The sequence below is a fragment of the Peptoniphilus rachelemmaiella genome, assembly GCF_943169845.1.
Taxonomy (GTDB): Bacteria; Bacillota; Clostridia; order Tissierellales; family Peptoniphilaceae; genus Aedoeadaptatus; species Aedoeadaptatus rachelemmaiella.
On record NZ_CALPBW010000001.1, the window covers coordinates 1 to 20,588 of the forward strand.

Here is a 20,588-nt window from a genome sequence, read left to right on the forward strand (position 1 = left end):
TCCAATTTCTAAGCGCTTCGATCCATAAAATACTTTTCGCCTGTATTTCGGAGCAAACACTACGTGATACTTACAATTCCATTTTGTGTGTGATAAACTATGGGTGTGATTTAGTGATGTCATTATTCCCTCCTGATTGTGATTGGTTGGCAGACCTTTCTTATCATACCATTCTGGGAATAACGGGTGATTATCGCTAAAGCTAAACGGAACCCCCGGTCTAACCGGGGGTTTTCTAATGCAATAAAAAATGCGCACCGAAGTACGCATTTTTGCTATCTTAATTATTTTTAGAAGGCGGGCTTTATGTCGTGATCCGAACGTTTCTTGCCCATGCCCATTTTGCCGCAAACCGTGCCGATTAATGCGCCGACGACGCCGGGTACGAACCAGCCAAAGCCGAATTCGGCTAAGGGCAAACTGTCGATCAAATTGGCGGCGCCTTCGAAGGAACCGGTCATGTTGTAAATGGTGGTAAAGGATGCGGCCACGATGGTGCCTACAGCCATACCGATAATGGTTCCGTCATAGGGTAACTTGCGATCGAAGATCATGATGAAGGACATGGCGATAATGGCGGGATAGACGATGTCCAAAACGGGACCGGCCAAGCCGATAATGCCTTCGACGCCGACGAGGGAGAAGGTAAAGCTTACGAGGACGGATACGCAGACGATGTATTCGTATTTCCACTTGCCGTTGGAAACGGAGTTAAAGAAGTTTCCGCAAGCCGAGGTTAAACCGACGGCGGTGGTGAGGCAAGCCAAGCTGACTGCCACAGCCAATGCCGCTTGACCCCATTTACCTAAGAGCAGGCCGACGCTGCCGACGAGGATTTCGACGCGGGTTGCATCGGGACCGAAGTGGGTGCCGCCTTGGGCGCCGACGTAGGTGAGGCCGCCGTAGATGATGATTAAGAGCACCATGGCCAAAACGCAAACTTCGACGATCATTTTTTGCTTTTCAGCCTTCGGCGCATCGCCGTAGCCTTTTCGAATCAAGTCGCCGGTTACGATGGCGGTACAGAGTAAGGATACCATGGCATCCATGGTTTGATAGCCTTCGATCATCCCTTGGGTGAAGAATCCCGTTCCCTCTGCGGGGAGGACGGGCCCGATGGGGGTCGCAATGGCTTTTGCAATAATAAGTCCTAAGAAAATGAGCAGTACCGGCGTAATGTAATTACCGATAATGTCGATAACGCCCGTTTCTTTAATGGACAGTGCCAGGGTGATGGCGAAAAAGATGCCGGATGTTACCCAAATCGGTGCGCCGGGAAAGAAGGGCAGGATGCCGACTTCGTGGGTGGTGGCTGCCGTTCTCGGAATAGCGAAGACCGGACCCAGACTGATCATGGCCGCAACGGCTAAGATCAGAGCGAAGGGGTAATTGACCCGTCGGCCCAAGTCCACGGCTTTACCGCCTGCAAAAATGGTGACGACTAAAGTAATAATGGGGATAACCGGGTCTGCCAAGAGGAAGCCCAGCATAACCGAGGTCCACGAGTCGCCTGCGTGGAAGCCGAGATAAGGCGGGAAGATTAAGTTGCCTGCGCCGAAAAAGATAGCGAACAGCGCGAAGCCTATTACAATAACGTCTTTCGTTCTACTGCTTTTCATATAGTCACTCCTCCAACAGTTCAATATGTCATTCATTATACAGAATATTGAAGGCGGTCGCTACTTTCATGACAAATAAGAATGATTTATTTGTGAAAACCTTTATTCATGGAAAATATTTCGTGTGTTTAACTTGATTTCAAACTATTTTTTACATCACCGTTTCGTATGCAATCGTCGTTATATTGTATACTGAATAACGGTGTGTCAATTGACCTTTTTTACTCTTGCATGGCGAGAAGCCACGAGCACGAGGACGTCGTGTTCCAACAAAAGGGTGCCGCTCTCATCCCGCGTCGAGGCGATCATGTGCACGACGCCGTAGTCGCCGTCGCTTTTGATTTCGATGCCGTCGACGACTATGGTGGTGTAAAGGTCCACGCCGGGATAGATGGGATTGACCCAGCGCAGGTGATTCATGCCGATGCCGGCGACGACGCCGCCGCAGTCCAGCCCCGTGGCGACCCAATGGCCCCAAGTGGCGCTTAAGCTGTGAAGGCCCGAGGCGATAATGGTGCCGAAGCGGCTTTTCTTCGCCGCCTCGGGATCCGTATGAAAGGGCCGGTCGTCGTAGGCCCGGGCGTAGTCGATGATTTCTTTTTCTGTTAAGGCGAAGGGATCGGTTTGAAAGGTCAGCCCTACTACATAATCTTCTAAATACATTCTGCCTCCTTATCCGCGGGAGGCGACGATGGTGCCGCCGCCTACCACTTTATCGCCGTCGTAACAGACCACGGCTTGGCCCTTGGCGATGGCGCCGTGGGGCTCGTCGAAGATTAAGGTAATGTTTCCGTCTTTTTTGTCGATTAAGGTGGCCGGCGTTTCCGCGCCGTGGTAGCGGGTGCGGGCGGTAACTTTCATTTCGTTGGTTTCGGGGTAGCTGAGCCACTGAAAGTCGACGGCGTCAAGTTCCTTCTTCTTCAGGCTGCCTTTGTTGCCTACGACGACTTGGTTTTTCTCCATGTCCTTGTCCAGAACGTAAACCGGGTGGCCTGCCGCCACGCCCAGGCCCTTTCGCTGGCCGATGGTGTAGCCCACGGCGCCCTTGTGGCGGCCGAGAATGCGGCCTTCTTCATCGACAATATTGCCTTCGGCGTAGGTTTTGTTTTCCCTCCGCTCTAAAAAACTTTTGTAGTCGCCGTCGGGAACGAAGCAAATGTCCTGGGAATCGTGTTTCTTCGCATTGACCAGGCCCGCTTCTTCGGCGATTTTACGCACCTCGCTCTTTTCCAAATCCCCTAAGGGAAAGAGGGTGTGGGCCAATTGTTCTTGGCTCAGGCTGTAGAGGACGTAGGACTGATCCTTCTTTTCGTCCGGGCCCTTCAAGAGGGCGTAGCGCTTAAGCTTCTCGTCGTATTGGATGCGGGCGTAGTGGCCTGTGGCGATGTAGTCGCAGTCCAATTCCCGCGCCCGGGTGTAAAGGTCTTCGAATTTTAAGTAGCGATTGCAGTCGATGCAGGGGTTGGGAGTCCAGCCCTTTTCGTAATAGGCGACGAATTTGTCGATGACTTCTTCTTCGAATCGCTCGGAAAAATCGTAGACGAAGTAATCCATGCCGAGCTTCGCCGACACCATGCGGGCATCGTCGATGTCGTCAAGGGAGCAGCAAGTGTGGCCGGTGTGGGCCACCGTGTCATTTTCGTACAGTTTCATGGTCACGCCGATGCATTCGTGCCCGGCTTTTTTCAGTAAGTAGGCTGCCACGGAGGAATCTACCCCTCCGGACATGGCGACGAGTATGCGACTCACGATCTCTTCCCTTCTACTATTTCTTTTAATGCGTCTAAAAATCCTTCCACTTCTTCCATGGTGTTTTCTCTGCCCAAAGACACCCGCATAGGGGCGCGGCCTCGTTGATCCACGCCCATGACTTCGAGGACGTGGCTCTTTGTGGCGGCGCCGGCCTGACAAGCGCTTCCCCCGGAGAGAGCGAAGCCGCGGCGGTCCAATTGATACAATAAAACGTCCCGGGACATGCCCTCCACCATGGCGTGGACGATGCGGTCGTCGCCGCCTTCTGCGGTAAGCACGACGCCTTTTGTGGCGGCGAGGCCTTCACGTAGGCGAAGACTGAGGCGGCTGATTCGTACGGCCTCTTCTTCTCTGCGATCTTCCGCCTCTTTTAAGGCTTCCACCATGGCGCAGATGCCCGGCACATTTTCCGTGCCGCTTCGAATGCCCCGCTCCTGACCGCCGCCGTAGATGACGGGCTCCAGCTCTTTTCGCGTCAGCAAAATGCCCACGCCTTTGGGCCCGTAAAATTTATGGCCGCTCATGGCCACGGTATCGGCGAAGGCGTAGCTGTCTCTTGGGCGATGGCCCGCCGCCTGCACGGCATCCACGTGAAAGTGCACGCCCTCGGGGAGACCGCCTTTTATCTCGGCCAGGGGCTGAAGAGAGCCCACTTCATTGTTTACGGCCATGACGCTCACCAAAAAGGTGTCTTCTCTTACGGCGGCAAGGATGTCTTCGGCACGGACCACGCCTTTTTTATCCGGGGCGATGTAGGTGACTTCCACGCCCTCTTTTTCAAGGGCTTCGGCGCATTTCAACACGGCTTCGTGCTCGATGGCCGTGGTAATCATGTGGCCCGGGCTCTTTTTTCTGTTTTTGTAGGCACTCATCATGGCGATGTTGTCGGCTTCCGTGCCGGATCCCGTAAAAAGGACGTTTTTCATGGAAAGGCCGAAAAGATTGGCCACATCCAGGCGGGCGCCTTCCAAGGCATTTTTCGCCTCCCTGCCCAAGCGGTGTTGGCTGGATGGATTGCCGTAGCCTGCTTTTAAAAGGGCGGTCATGGTGTCGATGGCTTTTTCGCTCATGGGACAAGTGGCCGCGTGGTCGAAGTATATCATGGATCTCCTTTCATAAAAACAGCCCCTCGAAAGGAGCCGTCATCTCACTACAGGGCCTTCGCCCGGGCCTTGAGGGCCGGGGGTACGCGGCGGGATTCATTGATTTTCCGAATGGTCTTTTTCTGCACCGAAGGGGAAAGATCCCCTGTTGCCAATCGCTTTAACACGGCCTCCGGCTCGTATAGGGCGGCTTCGGCGAAAAACCAGGCCATGGCCATGTCCACGTAGTAATGGCCGTTTTCCACGCCTGCCACGGCTTCCATAAGCCTTTTTGTGTCTTCCGTCACATGGCGCAGGGCCAAAACGATGCCCAAACGTCTGCCGTAGGGCGCAGGGGACTGCATGAGGCGAATGTAATCCTTTAAGTAATTCCCCTGATAGAAGGCCCGTGGGTCGATGGCATCCACCACCGCCCAGTTGTCTAAATAGGGCACAAAGGCGTCCATAGCTTTCAGGGCTTCCTCGGCGGGCAAGTCGTTAATCAAAAGCCCGTGGAGGATATTTTCCTCGTAGCTTTCGTGGGGCAGCTTCTTTAAAAAAGAGGGCTCCGCTTCCTTGGCGAGCTTTCTTAAGGTAGGCATGTTCACACCTAAAATCATCTCCGGCGCCACGGTGGGGATCAGTTTCTCCAAAAAAGCTTTGTGTTTCGCCGTGGCCAATGGCTTCAGCGCCTCTCTTACTGTTTTCATTTCACCAACTGATAGATAATAAAGAGAAGGACCAAAAGGGCGATGGCCATGAGGACCGGGCTCATGCGGCCTTTTTTCGCCGGCGCCTCTTGCGCCTCGGTTTGGATTTTCTCTTTTTCTAATTTGAAATCATCGGCGGCTTCGATTTTTTCCTTCGGCTTTTCCACCGGCTCTTCCCGTTTTTCTACCGCTTCTTCCCGTTTTTCTGCCGCTTTTTCTTCCGCTTTTTTCGCAGGCACAACCGATTCCTTCTTGAAATCGTCAGCAGCTTCGATTTTTTCTTCTGCTACAGGTTCTTTTTCAACGGGGGCGGCTTTTTTCTCTTCCTTGGTTTTTCGGGCTTCGCCTTCGCCACTCTTTCTTTCCCCTTCGGCGGATTGCTTTCTCGCCGCTTTTTGTTTGCGCTTTAAGGCCTGTCTTTTGCGCTTGTCCATGGGCTTGGATAAATCGAAATCATCCGCCGCCTGAATTTTTTCTTCCGGTTGGGAATCTTCTTCAACCACGGATTCTTCAACTGCAGCTTCTTCTGCAATTTCTTCAACCACAGGTTCTTCCGCTACAGGCGCTTCAAATGTATCTGCCGCTTCGATTACTTCGGCCTTTTCTTCCGCAACAGCTTCTTTGACCGCAACTTCTTCCGCCACGGCTTCTTCGACTACAGCTTCTTCGACTGCAACTTCTTCAACCACGGCTTCTTCGACTACAGCTTCTTCGACTGCAACTTCTTCAACCACAGGTTCTCCCGCTACAGGCGCTTCAAATGTATCTGCCGCTTCGATTACTTCGGCCTTTTCTTCCGCAACAGCTTCTTTGACCGCAACTTCTTCAACCACGGCTTCTTCCGCTACAGAGGCTTCGGTTTCTTCTGCCACAGCTTCTTCCGCTACAGAGGCTTCGGTTTCTTCTGCCACAGCTTCTTCCGCAACAGGGGCTTCGGCTTCTTCAACCACAGGCTCCTCAACCACAGCTTCTTCCGCCGCAATTTCTTCCTCTACCACCGGAGCCTCGTCCTCGGGTTTGTAGCCTAAGGGATAGACCATGGGCGTCTCGCAGGACGCACAGTATTTGACGCCGGGCACATTTTCTTTTCCGCAAAATCGACACTTCATTTCATACCCTCCTTGACATAGTCCTTTGGATTTATCTATACCCGATGAATGACTATTTATCGCAGAAAAGCCCCTGCCTCGAAAAATTTATTTAATTTTTCGCCATCTTGATTAATTTATCCACGGGCAATTGGGCGATGAGTATGGCCGCAAACAAAAGCACACAGCCAAGAGCTTCCCGCCCCGTCATGGTTTCGTGCAGAAACAAAAAGCCCCCCAGGAGGGAAAACACCGATTCCAAACTTAAAATCAAGCTGGCCGTGGTGGGGTCTGTGTGGCGTTGGCCTAAAATCTGCAGGGTAAAGCCCACGCCGCTTGAGAGAATCCCCAGGTATAAAATGGCGGGCAGGGCCTTGGCGTATTCCCCGAAAAGGGAGGCCCCGGTGGGCAGGACGAAAAAGAAAGAAAGGATCGCCGCCGTAAAAAACTGAATGCAACTCATGGCCACGCCGTCCACATCCTCGGCAAAATAGTCGATGACGAGAATATGTACGGTAAAGGCGATGGCACAGAGAAAGACGAGAAAATCCCCGAGGCCCATGGAAAAGCCCGCGCCTTTTTTGATGCTGATAAAGTACAGCCCCACGGCGCCGACGGCCACGGCGAGCCAGGTCTTTTTGGAAATGGCGTGGCGGAGCAAAATCCCGCCGATGGGTACGAGGACGATGTAAAGGGCCGTAATAAAGCCGGTCTTGCCGGCGGTGGTGTACTTCAGGCCGTATTGTTGCAGGGCCATGGCCACACTTAAGCAGATCCCGCAACAAATGCCGCCTTTTATGGTGGCATGTAAATCCTTGCCCGTATCCCTTAATTTCGGAACAAACAGGAGAATGACCAAAAGAAAAAGCCCTGCCGCCAGGGAACGATGCATATTCAGCACAAAGGGATGGATGTGGTTCATGCCAGCGACTTGCACCACCACCCCCATGCCCCAAATCACCGTGGTCAATACCAGGAGGAAAATGGCTTGATTACGCTTCATTCCCGCCTCCCTTATTTAAGACCACGCCGGTGGCGTGCATATTGAAAATCGCCTGAAAGCAGAGCTTGTCCTTTTGAAAGAAATGGACTTCCACATTGTCGTTGACCTTGCCCCGCTTGTTGAAAAAGGCCTTGGCCACCACTTCCCCTTCGTAAAGGGGGGCGTGGTAGAAGCAGGAGGCACCTTGGGTCACCACCACGCCTTTGCGGTTGCAAAGGATGGCGCTGATTACATCGGCCATGCCGAAGTGGATCATGCCCTGGCAAGTGCCGGCGGAATTAATGGCGCCGGGCCACACCTGCCAAGTGGCGGTTAGGGCCTCTTGATTTTGCTCAAGAACGGTCAATTCGGAATCGGCCATGAGGCGGTGATCCACGCTGTCTTCTAAGTATTCGTAGCGAGCCATAAATCCTCCTTACTCCATCTCGATCTGTTCCGCTTGCGGCATATAGGCCATATCAAACATGCCCTTGGCACAAAGCTTGCCCTCTTGACGCACCTCAGCCGCCATCACCGAGGTGTAGCTTCCCACTTTTTGAAAGGAGGCGGTAATGTAGGCATCACCGGGAAGGACGGAATGGTAGTAATAAAAGCTCACGCTTTTGGTAAGCAAATGATTGTTTCGCAGGCCAAGCGCCGCGCAAATGGCGTCGGTGACGGAAAAAACCGCCCCGCCGTGGGCGATGTCCGCGGGATTTAAAACCGTCTTGTCTACATGCCAACGGGCGTGAATCTCATCGTCTGTATGCTCCAAAATCGTGAGATCGAAAAGGCTTGTAAAGCGCTGAAAAATCTCCTGCACCCGTTGTTCTCTCCATGCTTCCATGTTGCACCTCCTATAAAAAACGCAATTGCCTGCTGTAATTTTCTTCCAATGCGGACACACTCAGCCCCAGGAGGCGAAGCTTCTCGCCGCCGTAAAGGGAATCGAAAAGGGCCTTTGCCTCACGATACAGCGCCTTTTCCCCTTCCACCGGCGTGGGAAAGGTCTTGGACTTGGTGTGGGTGTCGAAATCCCTCGTCTTGATCTTTACGGTCACCGTGTAGCCCACAATCCCCTTTTTCTCCATAAGAAAAGCCGTCTCTCTCGCCGATTCCATGAGCCGCTCCTTAAAAAAAGCGCGGCTTCTGGTCTCGGCGAAGGTTTCTTCCGTGCCGATGGATTTTCGCTTCCTGCCCGGCACTACCGGCCGCATGTCCACGCCTCGCACCCGGTCGTAGAGCTCCGTGCCCATTTTGCCGAAAGTTTCCTGTAAAAAATCCCGCTCCAAAAGGAGCAGATCCGCCCCGGTGTGAATGCCCAAATCGTTGAGCCGCGCCGCCGTCTTCTCGCCGATGCCGTGAATCTTCGAAATGGGAAGGGTTTTGATGATTTCCTGCCCCCGCGCCCCGTCGATGACCGTAAAACCCGCGGGCTTGTCCATATCCGAGGCGATTTTTGCGAGAAATTTATTGTAGCTCAGCCCGCAGCTCATGGAAAGGCCGAAGCGGTGCGCCACTTCCCGCTGCATGGTCCGCGCCACAGCCTCGGGATCTTTCTCCCCCGTTAAATCCAAATAAGCCTCGTCGATGGAGACCTGCTCCATTTTGTAGCCGAAGCTGTGCAAATAACCGAAGACCTTTCGGCTCACCTCGCCGTAGACGCCCTTTCGCGTAGGCACCACGATGAGATTCGGGCACAAACTTTTCGCCATAAACATCGGCATGGCCGAGTGGACGCCGTATTTTCTCGCCTCGTAACTGGCCGTGGTCACGATCCCCGAAGGATTTCTCCCACCGACGGCCAGGGGCTTGTTTTTCAGGGCGGGATTCAATAAAATCTCAACAGAGGCGAAAAACGCATCCATATCCACATGTAAAATGTTCAAATGCATCACCAATCCACTATAACAAAAAACCGCCGCCGGCGGAAGTGCGACGGACAAAGGAGAATTCATGAAACAAAAAATTGCCCTCTTCGATTTCGACCGCACGGTCATATCGAAAGACTCCATTTTTATATTATACGACGTAACGGCAAAAAAAATCCCGGGCTTTCGGGCAAAACTTTACAAAGAGCTCTTGGCGGGAAGCCTCTTTCGCTCGCCGAAAACGGTGAAGAAAAATGTTAAAAACAGTTTTCTCTCCATGCTTCGCTACTACACGGAAGATGAAGTGAAGGCCTTCGTCTACGACGACGTCATGGCCTACGCCTTTAAAGAAGCCGTAGACGAGATCTATGCCCTGAAGGCGGCGGGCTACTACCTGCTTCTCGTCTCCGCTTCCGTGGAGGACTATTTGAAATATGTAGGCGACGTGCTGCCCTTCGATCACATTATCGGCACCTCCACCGACGCGCAATTTGAAATGGTGGGGGACAACAACAGGCACGCAAAAAAAGTGGACAACATCCTCGCCCATCTCACGGAAAAAGGCATGGAAATCGACTACGAAAACAGCGTGGCATACAGCGATTCCCTGGCCGCCGATCGCCCCATGATGGAGCTCGTGAAGACACGCTATTTAATCAACAACAAAACCGACGCCGAGGGCTATTTGCATCTGAACTGGCAGGAAAAAGCCCAAGGCCCCCTTCGCGCCTGATTCGATTAAACTATTCATTCCCGGGTATCTATTGACCAAAGTATTTAACAAATTGATGAATGCACCTTTACGTGCACATAATAGATCCCAGATTAGGAAGGAATGAAGTATGAGTCGATTAATTTTTTACGGCGTCGACGACGAGGCGCGGCGAGCCCATTTGCTGGAAGCCGCCGAGGCCCAGGCCATTGACGTGCGGGAAGTTAAAAAAGAAGAAGTGGGCGAGCTTTTGGGCTACTTTGCAGGCCTTGAAGGCTACGAAAAAACCGGGGAGGCGGCAGAGGCGCCGGAAGAAGAGCTCTTGGTTTTCGTGGGCCTGCACTCCCACGATCTGCAAAAAATCCTGCTCACCTTGCGTGAAATGGGCGAAGTCTTCCCCCACAAGGCGGCCATGACCGAAACCAACAAAGATTGGCCCTTCGCCCGGCTCGTTACGCACATTCGCCGGGAAAATGCCATTATTCAGGCCTGGTCCCAAATGATGGCCGTGGCCAAAGAAGTCATTCAGGCGCAGGAAACCGAACCCACTCAAGCTCGGGACGAGGCCCTCACCTTTGCCAAAGACCTTCGCTTAAAAGGCGAAGACATCGAAGAGAGCGATGTAAGAGAAGCCATTCGCCGCTTAAAAGAAAGCTTGTAAAAGAAATGAGCCCCCGAGAGGAGGCTCTTTTTTTACGGATAAATTTTCTGCCCTATGGGCACATTCCGCCTAGTGCAAAATTCTACACGACAGGCTCCCTTATGAAGCCTGAGGCAGTCATTTTTTAACATTCCACCCCCGGTTGCCTCCGGGGGTTATTAAATTTCTCCCTTTAAAAGGCCTCGCTTCATGTAGGCAATGATTTGAAAGGACACATTGAGCAGAAAGCGTGTTTGGCTGTCGCTCAAGTCGACCCGGCAAAGGTCTGTAATGCGGTGCAGGCGATAACTGACCGTGTTTCGGTGAAGGTAAAGTTCTTTGGCTGTTTTTTGGACAGAGGCTTCACAGGCCAAGTAAGCCTCCAGGGTGCGATAAAGTTGGCTTTTGTTCTTTTTATCGTATTCCAAAAGAATGTCCAAGCCGGGATGAAGATAATTTCTCCAGGAAAAACCCTTCTCGCTTCGTCCTTGAAATTCTTGTAACAGGGCCAGAAAAAAGACTTGATCGTAGGAATTGACCGCCTCGGGAGTTGGCATTTCCAATGCCATTTGCCCTTGGCGAAAATAGTCGGACACTCGGTTCAAATCCTCAAATCCATGGCTGAGGCCCACAATCAAATGCTGTTCTGATGCCAGATCCTCCAGCTTTTTCACTATTTTTGCGAAGGAAGATTTTTCTTTGGAAAAGGAAAGAAAGAGCACGGCCCGGTTTTGAATTTGAGCCAAGGGAGGAGCGGGAAAATGCCGCCGAATCGTCGACATAGGCGGCGGCATTTTCTCTTCTTTTCCGCAGCCCTCGAAGACGGCAATTCGATGGATTTCTCCCATGGCAAGTAATTCATTTGAATGGTCCAACTCTTCAGGATGGGCCCCGACCAGGAGACGATAAAACGCCTGATCCACAGGTCGCCCCTCCGGAGAGGGAACGGGAAGAAGTCGAGGCAGGATTTCTTCTAAAAGCCGGCTGATCTTCGGTAGATTTTCATAATGCACCGCAGAAAGGGGGGAAGATTCTTCGATAAGGATGATGGCGCCCCAATACCGGCCATTGTAAAAAATCTTGCTGTAAATCTTCGGACTGGGCGTATGCTGACAAATTTCCCCAAGGTACGCTTCTCGGCTCCGCTCACCATGTCGAAATGGCGGGGAGCTTTCACTTGCCTTGATTAAAGGATACAAACAGTAGCCTCGCTGAACGATTCGAGCCCAAAGGTCTTCTTTCACCGACGGGCAATTGGAGCTTGCGATAACGCGGTAATCGGCATCCAGTAAAATCAGGGGATTGTCTAAACGCAAGGCCAGGGCATTAATAAAGCTTTCAAAATCCTTGGCCTGATACGCCAAGTCTTTAAATTCTTCATACAAATCCGGCACTTCTTTTTCCCGAAGCAGTTGCTGCGCCCTATTATAGACGGAAAAAATCTTATCCTCGGGAAACCGAACGAAGCAATGCACCTCTCCTTTAATTTTTGCATCGCCGAAAAGAAAGCCCTGACGGGGCGGATTCTCTCCGAAATCATAAGCAAAGTAAAGAACATCCTCCCTGTAGCTCTCTTCACTGCCGTCCAAAAGGCGCACCTCGCGAATGGCGGGGGCCTCGTCGATGGCCAAGTCCTGAAGGGCAAAATGGTTTTTCAAAAGATGAATGAGTTCGCCAAAGTACATAAAAAGCTCCTCTAACAATTGATTTCTTTTATTTTGGTGCATTTTGCACAAATGGTCAAGGTTTTTTTGTCCGACGCGTCCATTGTTGGCTTCCCTTTGCAAACGTATACTAAGGGCACGAAGATTTCGTTACGAATAAGACAATTTGAAGGAGGATCATTATGGATCAAGTTGAAAAGTTACTTGCAATCGAGGAAATCAAGCAATGTAAAGCGAGATACTGGCGCGCCATCGACAGCAAAGATTTCGATCTCTTAAGAACCGTTTTTGCAGAAGACATTGTCTTTGACCTTTCCGATTCCACTCGAGACCCCCTGAAGGGACAGCATCCGGACATTCCCGAAAAGTTGGAGCCCTCGAGATCCTGTGAGCAAATTATCAGCAACTCAAAAAAACTAATGGGTGCGACTACGCAAAGTGCACACATGGGACATATTCCGGAAATTGAACTTACATCAGAAACCACGGCAAAGGCCTATTTCCCCTTTGAAGACAAAGTCATCACCCACGGCTTTGCCGCATTCACAGGCTATGGTTACTACGCAGACACATTCGAAAAGATCGACGGTTGCTGGAAGGTTAAAACCAGCAAGATTCACCGTTACCGCGTGATTTTCGACGATATAAACGACTAGGAGGCACTATGTATTCCCATTTATTTTCAAGAGGTAAAATCGATAAGGTAGAGACGAGAAATCGCGTCGTTATGCCCGGCATGCTGACGCTTTTGGCGGATCCGTACGGTCGCGTCGACGACGCCTTGGTGAAATATTACGAAGAAAGAGCAAAAGGCGGCATCGGCCTGATTATTGCAGAATATGCCAATATCGACTTTGAAACCGGTCGCGCGGCACCAAGCCAATTGACCATGCTGGATTTAAATTCCGCCTTGTCCATTCAAAAAATCGCCAGAGTCGTTCATCGCCACGGCGCCAAGTTTTTCGCCCAGCTCGCCCATGCCGGTCAGGGCGCCAATCCCCTCTTATTAGACGGAAAAGACCCCATCGGCCCTTCGGAATCCACCACCCCTGACGGTCGTCGGGTGCGGGCCATGACCGTCGAGGAAATTCAAACCTTAATCGATCGATTCGTTCAAGGGGCGGTTTATGCACAAATCGGTGAAGCGGACGGGGTTGAAATCCACGCCGCCCACATCTACCTTCTCTCGACCTTCTTGAGCCCGCACTTAAACCGCCGGGACGATGCCTACGGCGGAAGCCACGAAAATCGTGCCCGCGTCATTTGCGAAATCATCCGCGGCATTAAGGAAAAATGCGGTAAAGATTTTCCCGTCAGTGTCCGCATAAACGGCTCGGATTTTGTCGAGGGAGGCACCACCTTGGAGGATGCCGTTATCACGGCGAAACTCCTCGAAGCGGCCGGAGCCGATGCGTTAAACATTTCCAACTCCACCTTCGGCGCTGAAAAGCCCGTCATCGAACCGGTCTTTTTCGGCCAAGGATGGAAGAAGCACTTGGCAAAAACCATTAAAGCCGCCGTTCAGATTCCCATAATTGCCGTAAACACCATTAAAACACCGGAATTTGCGGAATCCCTCCTCGAAGAAGGGGTCAGCGACTTCGTCGGTTTGGCAAGACAGTCTCTGGCAGATCCTTATTGGTGCAAAAAAGCCATGGCAGGAGAAGAAGACCTTATCCATCACTGCATTTCTTGTCTGTATTGCGCCGACTGTGAAAGTAAGTTCAAAGTCGTCTCCTGCGCCGTCAATCCGAAAACCGGCAGAGAGTCTGAACTTGCGCCTCTAAAAGTCGACGGCCAAGGGCGACAAGTGGTTGTTGTCGGCGGCGGCGTCGCCGGCATGGAAGCCGCCTCTGTTTTAGGTCAGAGGGGTTTTAAAGTCACTTTATTTGAACAAAAAGACCATTTAGGCGGCGATACCTTCTTGGCCGGCCAACCGCCCATGAAAGATTGGACCCACCAATTGCCCGAGGTTCTGAAAAGAGAATGCGACAAGTATGGTGTCACCATTCATTTAAATCATGGGCCCACTGTCGAAGAGATCAAGGCTTTAAATCCCTACGCCGTCTTTGTCGCCACCGGTGCGGATCCGGTGATTCCTAAAAAAATTCCCGGCATCGAATCCGATCATATTTACACCGTCGGCCAAATTTTGGATCAAGAGGTAGCCCTTTCCGGAAAGAAAATCGTCGTAATCGGCGGCGGTCTATCGGGGCTGGATGTGGCATCTTTCCTGGCAGAGGACAATGACGTCCAAGTTGTGGAAATGCAAAAAGCCATCGGCATCGGCGTCCTTCCCACCTACATTAAGCCGGAACTGGACCACTTAAAGGAAAAAAATGTGACTCTCCACACGTCTAGCGCCCTTCAATCGATTCAAGAAAAAACCGTCACCATCGAAGATTTAAAAACGGGCAAGGTCTTTGATTTGGAAGCTGATGCCGTCATCCTTTCCTTAGGCGTCCGCCCTAATAACGAGAAAATCCAAACGATTCAAGACAATTTCGAAAACGTCCGCGTCATCGGAAGTGCCGTCGCCACCACCGGTCGCATCGGCCAAGCCATGCGAGACGGCTTCGATGCCGCCTACGCCCTGGATTAGGAAGGAGACAGCCATGGAAAAGAGTATGCCGAAAAAAATTCATTATGCCTGGATTATTTTAATTGCCTGTTGTTTGATGAGTGTTGCCGGAATCAGTATTTTCGGAAGCTGCATGGGGATTTTTATGACGCCGGTATCCGAAAGTCTCGGCGTGGCGAAAAGCTCCTTTACCCTCGCTACGGCCACCCTTTCCGGATTGGTCACCGGTTTTTTGAGCCCCTTGGCCGTCAAGCTCATCCAAAGAAAAAAAGTCAATCTCTTGGCGGGGGGAAGTTTTGCCCTTATGGCCCTTTCTTTGGTCCTTATGTCTCGTGCCCAAGGACTGACTACCATGGCCCTGGCCTTTGTTCTGGCCGGAATGGGCGCAAGCGTCGTGTTTTACGTCTTAACCCCCATCTTAATCGGCAATTGGTTTAAAGAAAAAATGGCCTTCGCCCTGGGAATTGCCCTCGGCTTTTCCGGAATCGGCGGCATGATCTTAAGCCCCTTGGGCGCCGCTTGCATCGCCAAATTCGGCTGGAGACGTGCCTACCTCTTTTACGCCCTGTTAGTATTTGTTCTCGGTGTTTTGCCCGCTTTATTCCTCATTAAAAAAAGCCCGAAAGAGATGAACCTTCATCCTTACGGCTACAAAGAAGAAAAAAAAGCGGCCGATACCCCATCCGTAAACAATGAAGAACTGACGGGAATGACCAAATCCCAGGCCCTTCGTTCCGCGAAATTTTATTACGTCTTGCTGGCGGCGGCCCTTATGATGATTTTAACTTGTTTTACCTACCACATGCCGTCCTACGCGCCGTCGGTGGGCCTGAGCCCTGTCTTCGGCGCCTCCATGATCTCCTATGTCATGTTGACCAATACACTGAGTAAATTTGTTTTAGGCAGCGCCTGCGATCGCTTCGGCATCTCTAAAATTACCTGCCTCGTTTTAACCCTCGTCGGGGCCGGCTTTGTCCTTTTATACTTTGCCGGATCCAATCCCCTGTTCAACAGCTTCGGGGCCGTTCTCTTCGGCTTCATCGTTCCGACGACCAGCATGTTTCTGCCCCTGATCGTTCGAAGTGTTTTCGGCAATCGCGATTACGGCGAAATTTACTCCTATGTGGTCCTCGTTACCACCGTGGCCTCGTCTTTGGGCGTAACCCTCATTGAAGTTATTCGCAGCTTCACCGGAGGCTACAGCATGCCCTTCCTATTGGCTGTTGTGCTGGTTTTTATCACCATCGGTTTAATCGCATTGGCCTTTTCCGGAACAAAAGCGACGGAAAACAAATCCTTTGCGTCACTGTAAAAATTCCTTTCAATTCGACACGTTAATCATTTTTTAGAAATCAGCCCCAACATCTCAAATCCGATGGCGGGGCTTTTTCATGCTCAAAAAAATCGAGCAAAGTGCTTGCTCGATCATTTTCTTTGTTTTTAATCCGATTTGTTTCGATGAAATGCACTACGGCTTTTCCACCTCGTCTTCTTTTTCGTCTTTTTGCTCCTTTTTTTCCGCCGCCTTATTATAATCCACGGTCTCCAGGGCATGGGGAAGCATAATCAAAATCACCAGAATAAAAAGAAGACGCAACTCATAGTCTCCACCATCCATACCTTCCTGCGGAAGGGCGATCCACGGTTTCCACGCCAATAAGCCTAAGAAAAATAGGCTGATGGCGTAACCGACCTGCTTAAAATCTTTTTTCATAAAATCACCTCATTGAAGAAACTTTCTATCGCCTTCCGAGTCACGCCCCTGCACCCCGCTCCAGGGCGAAACGGAGAATGGTAACGATCAATAGCAGAAATGCCAAGACGCGGGAGATCGTTCGGTCGTGTTTTTCAAGCCACGGGCACTTTTCCAATCGCACCTTTTTCCCGGACAAGTAAAAGGGCAAAGTGGCCAAGGCATAGAGTGTAACCAGCACCGTGACAATCAGTTGAATTCGAACAATGGTCATAAAGGCTCCTTTCTTTTCGTCTCACTACTATAACGTTTCACGAAGGAAAAACTGTACAGTCTTTTTGAAATTTTTATTTCTTTTCACGGATGGATTCGGCCATTTTTATTAAATCATCCACCGTAACATCTCCATCAAGTATGAAAATATAATCTTCATTTTCCATCGTAATGGAATTTGAAAACCCTTCACGTTTGGACACATAGAGGAATGCTTCATTTTTTCCTATTCTTAATTTTTTTCTTTCTCCGTTTTCATTGTCTTCTCCAAGGGTAAATGCACCGTCTTTCGCGACGCACTCAAAGCTAAAGTTTTTTCCTTCCTCGTTCTCAAAAAATGTAATTTGGTATCCCTCATCTAATTTTTCAATTTTAGATACCTTAAAGCCTTTCGGAATATAGGTGATTTCCCAGTCTTTTTTCTCTATTTTTTCCTTTTGGGTAAAGTAGATGGCGGTATGGTCGCTAAACCACGCTTCCACATAGGATTGAATTTGGGCGAGGGCGTCGCCGTGAAAGGCAAAGAGGCTCACAAGGCCGATCCCGGCCACGAGAAGTACGGCAGCGGCTTTTTTTAAGGGATTTCTCTTTTTGCTCTTTCCAATGGCGGCGAGGATTTTTCGGTCGGTTTCGGTCGAGGGGGCGTAGCGATGGTCGTGGCCACTTGTCCACTGCTCTTCGAGGGCGCGGATCTCTTCTTCCGTGTTTTTCTCCATGGCATTTTTTATCCATTGATCCAATGGACGATCATTCATTTTCCCCCTCCTCTCCAAGCATTTTTCGCAATTTTTGTTTGATTCGATAGAGCTTCACCTGAACTAAATTGGTGTTTATGGCCAGAGCTTCGGCGATTTCTTTGTAGGATTTCTCTTCAAAATACTTTAAGTACAGGATCTGTTGGCTCAGGGGATCCAGTTTGTTTAACGCCTCCCGCGCCATTTGCTCCCGCTCTTTTTTAAGATAGGTCGCCGACAGGTCGTCGAAACCATCGAGGGCATTATCATACGAGTCGACGGCCCGATTCGCCCATTTCTTCTCTCTTCGCAGGCGATCGATGCATTTGTATTTCATCATGGTGACGGCCACTTTTCTGAATTCGTCGTCGGAAAGATCGGCGTAATTGGCTTTTCTCTCGATGATGGCGAGAAAACACTCCTGGAGGACGTCTTCCGCCTTTTCTTTTGATCCCAAGATTTTGCTTCCGTAGGCCATAAGGAAGGCTTTTTACTTCTCGTAATGGTCTTCGATTTTTTGATTGAATCCTTCGTCTCTTCTGTCCTTTAAAAGCAAGGGGCGCCCTCCTTTCTCTTTTATTAAAGCAAAGCAGATGGAAAAATACAATATTCGCGCCCCTGCCCTCAGAAATTTTTTCGGGCACAAAAAAACAAATCCCGAAGGCATCGAGATTTCAGAGTGATGACAAAGGGAGGGAGAATCATCCGATTCACCCTCTCTTTATTGTGTCATCAAACAGCATTCGCCTCAATTATAGTAAAATAGAAAAAAAGGAGGCTTATCATCTCCTCCTAAGCAAAAATAGCAACGCATAGTAGCTATAAAAAAGCAACTCTCCAATCATTTCACATAATATTTGTAAACCGTAAGATATTATTATGTGATGTGACGGAGAGTAGATAAAAAAATACGACTTATGGCTTTTTCGTTTGGGACATCCTTGCGGAATGCCAGAGAAAAACGAAACTATAAGAGAGAACAGATTGCGGAGCATGCAGAAATCAGTCCTCGTTTTTTAGCGGCCATAGAAAGCGGCAGGCGCAAGCCGAGCCTGGATGTCCTGATTCGCCTTGACAATGCCATTGGCGCTTCTTTTGATGAGATTCTTGCACCGCAGGTGAACGCAGACAGCGAAATCGTTGACCGGATCATGCGGTTGGTTCCACAATGCAGCCAGCGGGATCAGGAGTTGCTGCTTACCCCGGTTGACAAAATGCCGGATACCAAAGAGAAGAAAGCTGACAAATAATGCGGTCGGGTGTATTGCCCGGCCGCATTGCTCTGTCCGTTACTGAATGGGCCAACTATTTTCCCTTTTGAGAAGAATAGTAATCCCGAAGTTTCTCAAAGGATTCTATACTGATATTGTGTTCCATCCGGCAGGCGTCGTATTCCGCTCTCTTGGGATCAACGCCTGCGGCGATGAGCTTGTCGCGGAAGAAACAGTGCCGCTCGTAAATTTTCTCAGCAACTTCGCGGCCCATATCGGTCAGATGGAGAAAGCGATCTTCATCCATTGTGAGAAAGCCGCCATCCCGTAAAGCCGCTACCGCATAGCTCACGCTGGGCTTTGACACCTCCATGTGCCGGGATACATCCACGGAGCGTACCTTGCCTTTCTTTTTCTGGATTACCAACACAGCCTCCAGATAGTCCTCGCCGGAAGCGTACAGTTTTTTACCGGGAGGCATTGACTGCACCTGCTTCTTGCTCGCGGGAGAAGAAAGCCCATAAGAGACTCTCAGCCTCCCCGTCCATAGGTCGGTGCCACAGCACCTTGCTCCCCTGAATGAACAACAGGTAGGTGCAGCATTTATAAATAAGTTCCGGGTCATGTGTAATCAGGAACAGGCTCTTTCCCAGTTCTTTCAGGCGGTTTAAGTTGTCTGATACCTCCAGCATATGCCGGTAATCCAATCCGCTGGTAGGCTCGTCAAATATCAGGATCTTTTTGTCCGAGGCTATTGCACTGCCAATCGCCACCCTCTGTTTTTCACCGCCTGACAGGGACATGGGGTGCAGCTTTGCCTTCTCCGACAGGTCAAGGCTTGTCAGTATCTCCTTGGCGCAGGCTGTGTCTGCTTTCTCGTCCTCGCCATCCATACTAAGTAGCAATTCGTCCATCACATCTTCCGTGAATAGCTGATGATTTACATCCTGCATGACCATATAGGAGATATGCCTGCGCTGCTTCGCGTCATAGGAGGCCCCATCCATTTCAAGCACACCTCTCGCTTTTTTATCTAGACCGCACAGACACCGGGCGAAGGTGGATTTTCCTGCGCCGTTGTATCCGATGATGCCGATAATCTCGCCTTGAGGCAAGTTTAGGTCCGGAACATCCACATTGAGGGGGCCGTGCTTTTCATAGGAGAACCGGAATCCTTTGATATGCAATTTCGGAGCGGTCGGTTTGGGGGCAGCCTCTGGGGACAGGTGGAATGGGTCCAGTGCCCGTAACCCCATCTCCTGCAATTCATCGGGCGATAATTTTTGAAACTCCGCCCCGGTAAATTCCCGCACAATACTTCCATGCTTCATATAGAGAATTCGATCTGCATAGGGAACGAGATAATAAAGTCGGTGTTCCGCGACAATCACAGTCTTTTTCTCTGACTGCCAGTGCCGAATCACACCAATCAAATCTTCGATAGTGGCAATATCTAGGTTGGAGGATGGCTCGTCCAGTACAAAGATATCCGGGTGGATTGCGTCGGCAGAGGCACAGGCGATTTTCTGTTTTTCTCCGCCGGAGAGAGCAAACAAGCTCCTGTTCAGCAGCTTTTCCAGCTTGAGGCTGCGGGCAGTCTCTTCCAGGCGCTCCCGCATCTCCGGGACCGGCAGGGCCATGTTTTCACACCCAAAAACGATCTCACTGGTGGTGTCCACATTGTAGAATTGTGTTCTTGGGTTTTGGAATACAGATCCCACCCGTTGCCCGATTTGATAAAGAGGATAGTCTTTTAACTCTTTCCCATCTAAAAGGACTTGCCCAGTCAGCTTCCCGCCGTAATAATGCGGGATCAGGCCGTTGATTAGCCGAGTCAGCGTCGTCTTGCCGCAGCCGGACTCTCCGCAGAGCAGGATGGTTTCGCCATCCTGGATTGTCAGATTGATATGGTTCAGGTTGTTTTGGGTTTCTCCGCTCTCATAAGAAAAGGAAACATCTTTCAATTCGATCACAGT

24 protein-coding genes are annotated in these 20,588 nt (G+C 50.6%); 6 read left to right on the top strand and 18 right to left on the bottom strand.

The window, feature by feature from the left end; translation table 11 throughout:
- The 11 genes from KO087_RS00005 to KO087_RS00055 form a co-directional block, all read right to left on the bottom strand.
- A partial coding sequence (locus KO087_RS00005) for a transposase (protein ID WP_215506744.1) occupies positions 1-123 on the bottom strand: 123 nt, incomplete at its 3' end.
- A 167-nt stretch (positions 124-290) separates the two neighbouring features.
- Positions 291-1,619 (bottom strand): branched-chain amino acid transport system II carrier protein, encoded by a 1,329-nt coding sequence (brnQ, locus tag KO087_RS00010; protein WP_215506427.1) that lies wholly within the window; start codon positions 1,617-1,619, stop codon positions 291-293.
- 207 nt (positions 1,620-1,826) lie between these two features.
- Positions 1,827-2,282: a MaoC/PaaZ C-terminal domain-containing protein gene (locus KO087_RS00015; RefSeq protein ID WP_215506429.1), complete on the bottom strand. Its 456-nt coding sequence runs from the start codon at positions 2,280-2,282 to the stop codon at positions 1,827-1,829.
- Positions 2,283-2,291: 9 nt separating this feature from the next.
- Positions 2,292-3,368: a tRNA 2-thiouridine(34) synthase MnmA gene (mnmA, locus tag KO087_RS00020; protein ID WP_251374877.1), complete on the bottom strand. Its 1,077-nt coding sequence runs from the start codon at positions 3,366-3,368 to the stop codon at positions 2,292-2,294.
- Entirely contained in the window at positions 3,365-4,474 is a 1,110-nt protein-coding gene (locus tag KO087_RS00025) for a cysteine desulfurase family protein (protein ID WP_215506431.1), read from the bottom strand. Before KO087_RS00025 ends, mnmA begins: the two co-directional genes overlap by 4 nt.
- 47 nt (positions 4,475-4,521) lie before the next feature.
- Positions 4,522-5,163 (bottom strand): DNA alkylation repair protein, encoded by a 642-nt coding sequence (locus KO087_RS00030; RefSeq protein ID WP_215506433.1) that lies wholly within the window; start codon positions 5,161-5,163, stop codon positions 4,522-4,524.
- Positions 5,160-6,272 carry a hypothetical protein gene (locus KO087_RS00035; protein WP_215506435.1) on the bottom strand — a complete coding sequence of 371 codons (1,113 nt, stop codon included), beginning with the start codon at positions 6,270-6,272 and terminating at the stop codon, positions 5,160-5,162. Before KO087_RS00035 ends, KO087_RS00030 begins: the two co-directional genes overlap by 4 nt.
- 91 nt (positions 6,273-6,363) lie before the next feature.
- Positions 6,364-7,254, bottom strand: a complete 891-nt coding sequence (locus tag KO087_RS00040; protein ID WP_215506437.1) for a DMT family transporter — start codon at positions 7,252-7,254, stop codon at positions 6,364-6,366.
- Entirely contained in the window at positions 7,244-7,660 is a 417-nt protein-coding gene (locus KO087_RS00045; protein ID WP_215506439.1) for a hotdog domain-containing protein, read from the bottom strand. The genes KO087_RS00040 and KO087_RS00045 overlap by 11 nt, the downstream gene beginning before the upstream one ends.
- Before the next feature lie 9 nt (positions 7,661-7,669).
- Positions 7,670-8,080 carry a PaaI family thioesterase gene (locus KO087_RS00050; protein ID WP_215506441.1) on the bottom strand — a complete coding sequence of 137 codons (411 nt, stop codon included), beginning with the start codon at positions 8,078-8,080 and terminating at the stop codon, positions 7,670-7,672.
- Positions 8,081-8,090: 10 nt separating this feature from the next.
- Entirely contained in the window at positions 8,091-9,122 is a 1,032-nt protein-coding gene (locus tag KO087_RS00055; protein ID WP_215506443.1) for a DNA polymerase IV, read from the bottom strand.
- Between the two features lie 67 nt (positions 9,123-9,189).
- Between KO087_RS00055 and KO087_RS00060 the strand changes: the two genes are divergently transcribed.
- Together KO087_RS00060 and KO087_RS00065 are read left to right on the top strand one after the other, a co-directional pair.
- Positions 9,190-9,837, top strand: a complete 648-nt coding sequence (locus KO087_RS00060) for an HAD family hydrolase (protein ID WP_215506444.1) — start codon at positions 9,190-9,192, stop codon at positions 9,835-9,837.
- Between the two features lie 109 nt (positions 9,838-9,946).
- Entirely contained in the window at positions 9,947-10,477 is a 531-nt protein-coding gene (locus KO087_RS00065) for a DUF3783 domain-containing protein (protein WP_215506446.1), read from the top strand.
- 158 nt (positions 10,478-10,635) lie between these two features.
- Here KO087_RS00065 and KO087_RS00070 read toward each other — a convergent pair whose 3' ends face one another.
- On the bottom strand, positions 10,636-12,141 hold the full coding sequence (locus KO087_RS00070) for a PucR family transcriptional regulator (protein WP_215506448.1): 1,506 nt from the start codon (positions 12,139-12,141) through the stop codon (positions 10,636-10,638).
- Between the two features lie 161 nt (positions 12,142-12,302).
- On the opposite strand from KO087_RS00070, the gene KO087_RS00075 reads away from it, so the two are divergent.
- Genes KO087_RS00075 through KO087_RS00085 form a run of 3 tightly spaced genes read left to right on the top strand, consistent with a single transcriptional unit; the run spans position 12,303 to position 16,013 of the window.
- Positions 12,303-12,776, top strand: a complete 474-nt coding sequence (locus KO087_RS00075) for a nuclear transport factor 2 family protein (protein WP_215506450.1) — start codon at positions 12,303-12,305, stop codon at positions 12,774-12,776.
- An 8-nt stretch (positions 12,777-12,784) separates the two neighbouring features.
- The gene (locus tag KO087_RS00080) at positions 12,785-14,722 is read left to right on the top strand and encodes an oxidoreductase (RefSeq protein ID WP_215506452.1); all 1,938 of its coding nucleotides are present in this window, start codon (positions 12,785-12,787) and stop codon (positions 14,720-14,722) included.
- A 13-nt stretch (positions 14,723-14,735) separates the two neighbouring features.
- Positions 14,736-16,013 carry an MFS transporter gene (locus KO087_RS00085; RefSeq protein ID WP_215506454.1) on the top strand — a complete coding sequence of 426 codons (1,278 nt, stop codon included), beginning with the start codon at positions 14,736-14,738 and terminating at the stop codon, positions 16,011-16,013.
- A gap of 156 nt (positions 16,014-16,169) precedes the next feature.
- Here the strand turns inward: KO087_RS00085 and KO087_RS00090 are convergent, their stop codons facing one another.
- The 4 genes from KO087_RS00090 to KO087_RS00105 form a co-directional block, all read right to left on the bottom strand.
- The gene (locus KO087_RS00090; protein WP_215506456.1) at positions 16,170-16,415 is read right to left on the bottom strand and encodes a hypothetical protein; all 246 of its coding nucleotides are present in this window, start codon (positions 16,413-16,415) and stop codon (positions 16,170-16,172) included.
- A 40-nt stretch (positions 16,416-16,455) separates the two neighbouring features.
- Complete coding sequence (locus KO087_RS00095; protein WP_215506458.1) at positions 16,456-16,668, bottom strand: hypothetical protein; 213 nt, start codon at positions 16,666-16,668, stop codon at positions 16,456-16,458.
- Positions 16,669-16,741: 73 nt separating this feature from the next.
- A complete protein-coding gene (locus KO087_RS00100) occupies positions 16,742-17,422 on the bottom strand; it encodes a DUF4367 domain-containing protein (protein ID WP_215506459.1) in 681 nt (226 codons plus the stop codon).
- Positions 17,415-17,879, bottom strand: coding sequence for an RNA polymerase sigma factor (locus KO087_RS00105; RefSeq protein ID WP_215506461.1), 465 nt, complete (start codon positions 17,877-17,879; stop codon positions 17,415-17,417). Before KO087_RS00105 ends, KO087_RS00100 begins: the two co-directional genes overlap by 8 nt.
- Before the next feature lie 439 nt (positions 17,880-18,318).
- Between KO087_RS00105 and KO087_RS00110 the strand changes: the two genes are divergently transcribed.
- The gene (locus KO087_RS00110) at positions 18,319-18,651 is read left to right on the top strand and encodes a helix-turn-helix transcriptional regulator (protein WP_215506463.1); all 333 of its coding nucleotides are present in this window, start codon (positions 18,319-18,321) and stop codon (positions 18,649-18,651) included.
- Between the two features lie 55 nt (positions 18,652-18,706).
- Here KO087_RS00110 and KO087_RS00115 read toward each other — a convergent pair whose 3' ends face one another.
- Positions 18,707-19,093 carry a metal-dependent transcriptional regulator gene (locus KO087_RS00115; protein WP_215506465.1) on the bottom strand — a complete coding sequence of 129 codons (387 nt, stop codon included), beginning with the start codon at positions 19,091-19,093 and terminating at the stop codon, positions 18,707-18,709.
- Positions 19,080-20,585, bottom strand: a complete 1,506-nt coding sequence (locus tag KO087_RS00120; RefSeq protein ID WP_215506467.1) for an ABC transporter ATP-binding protein — start codon at positions 20,583-20,585, stop codon at positions 19,080-19,082. Before KO087_RS00120 ends, KO087_RS00115 begins: the two co-directional genes overlap by 14 nt.
- Positions 20,586-20,588 lie beyond the last annotated feature (3 nt).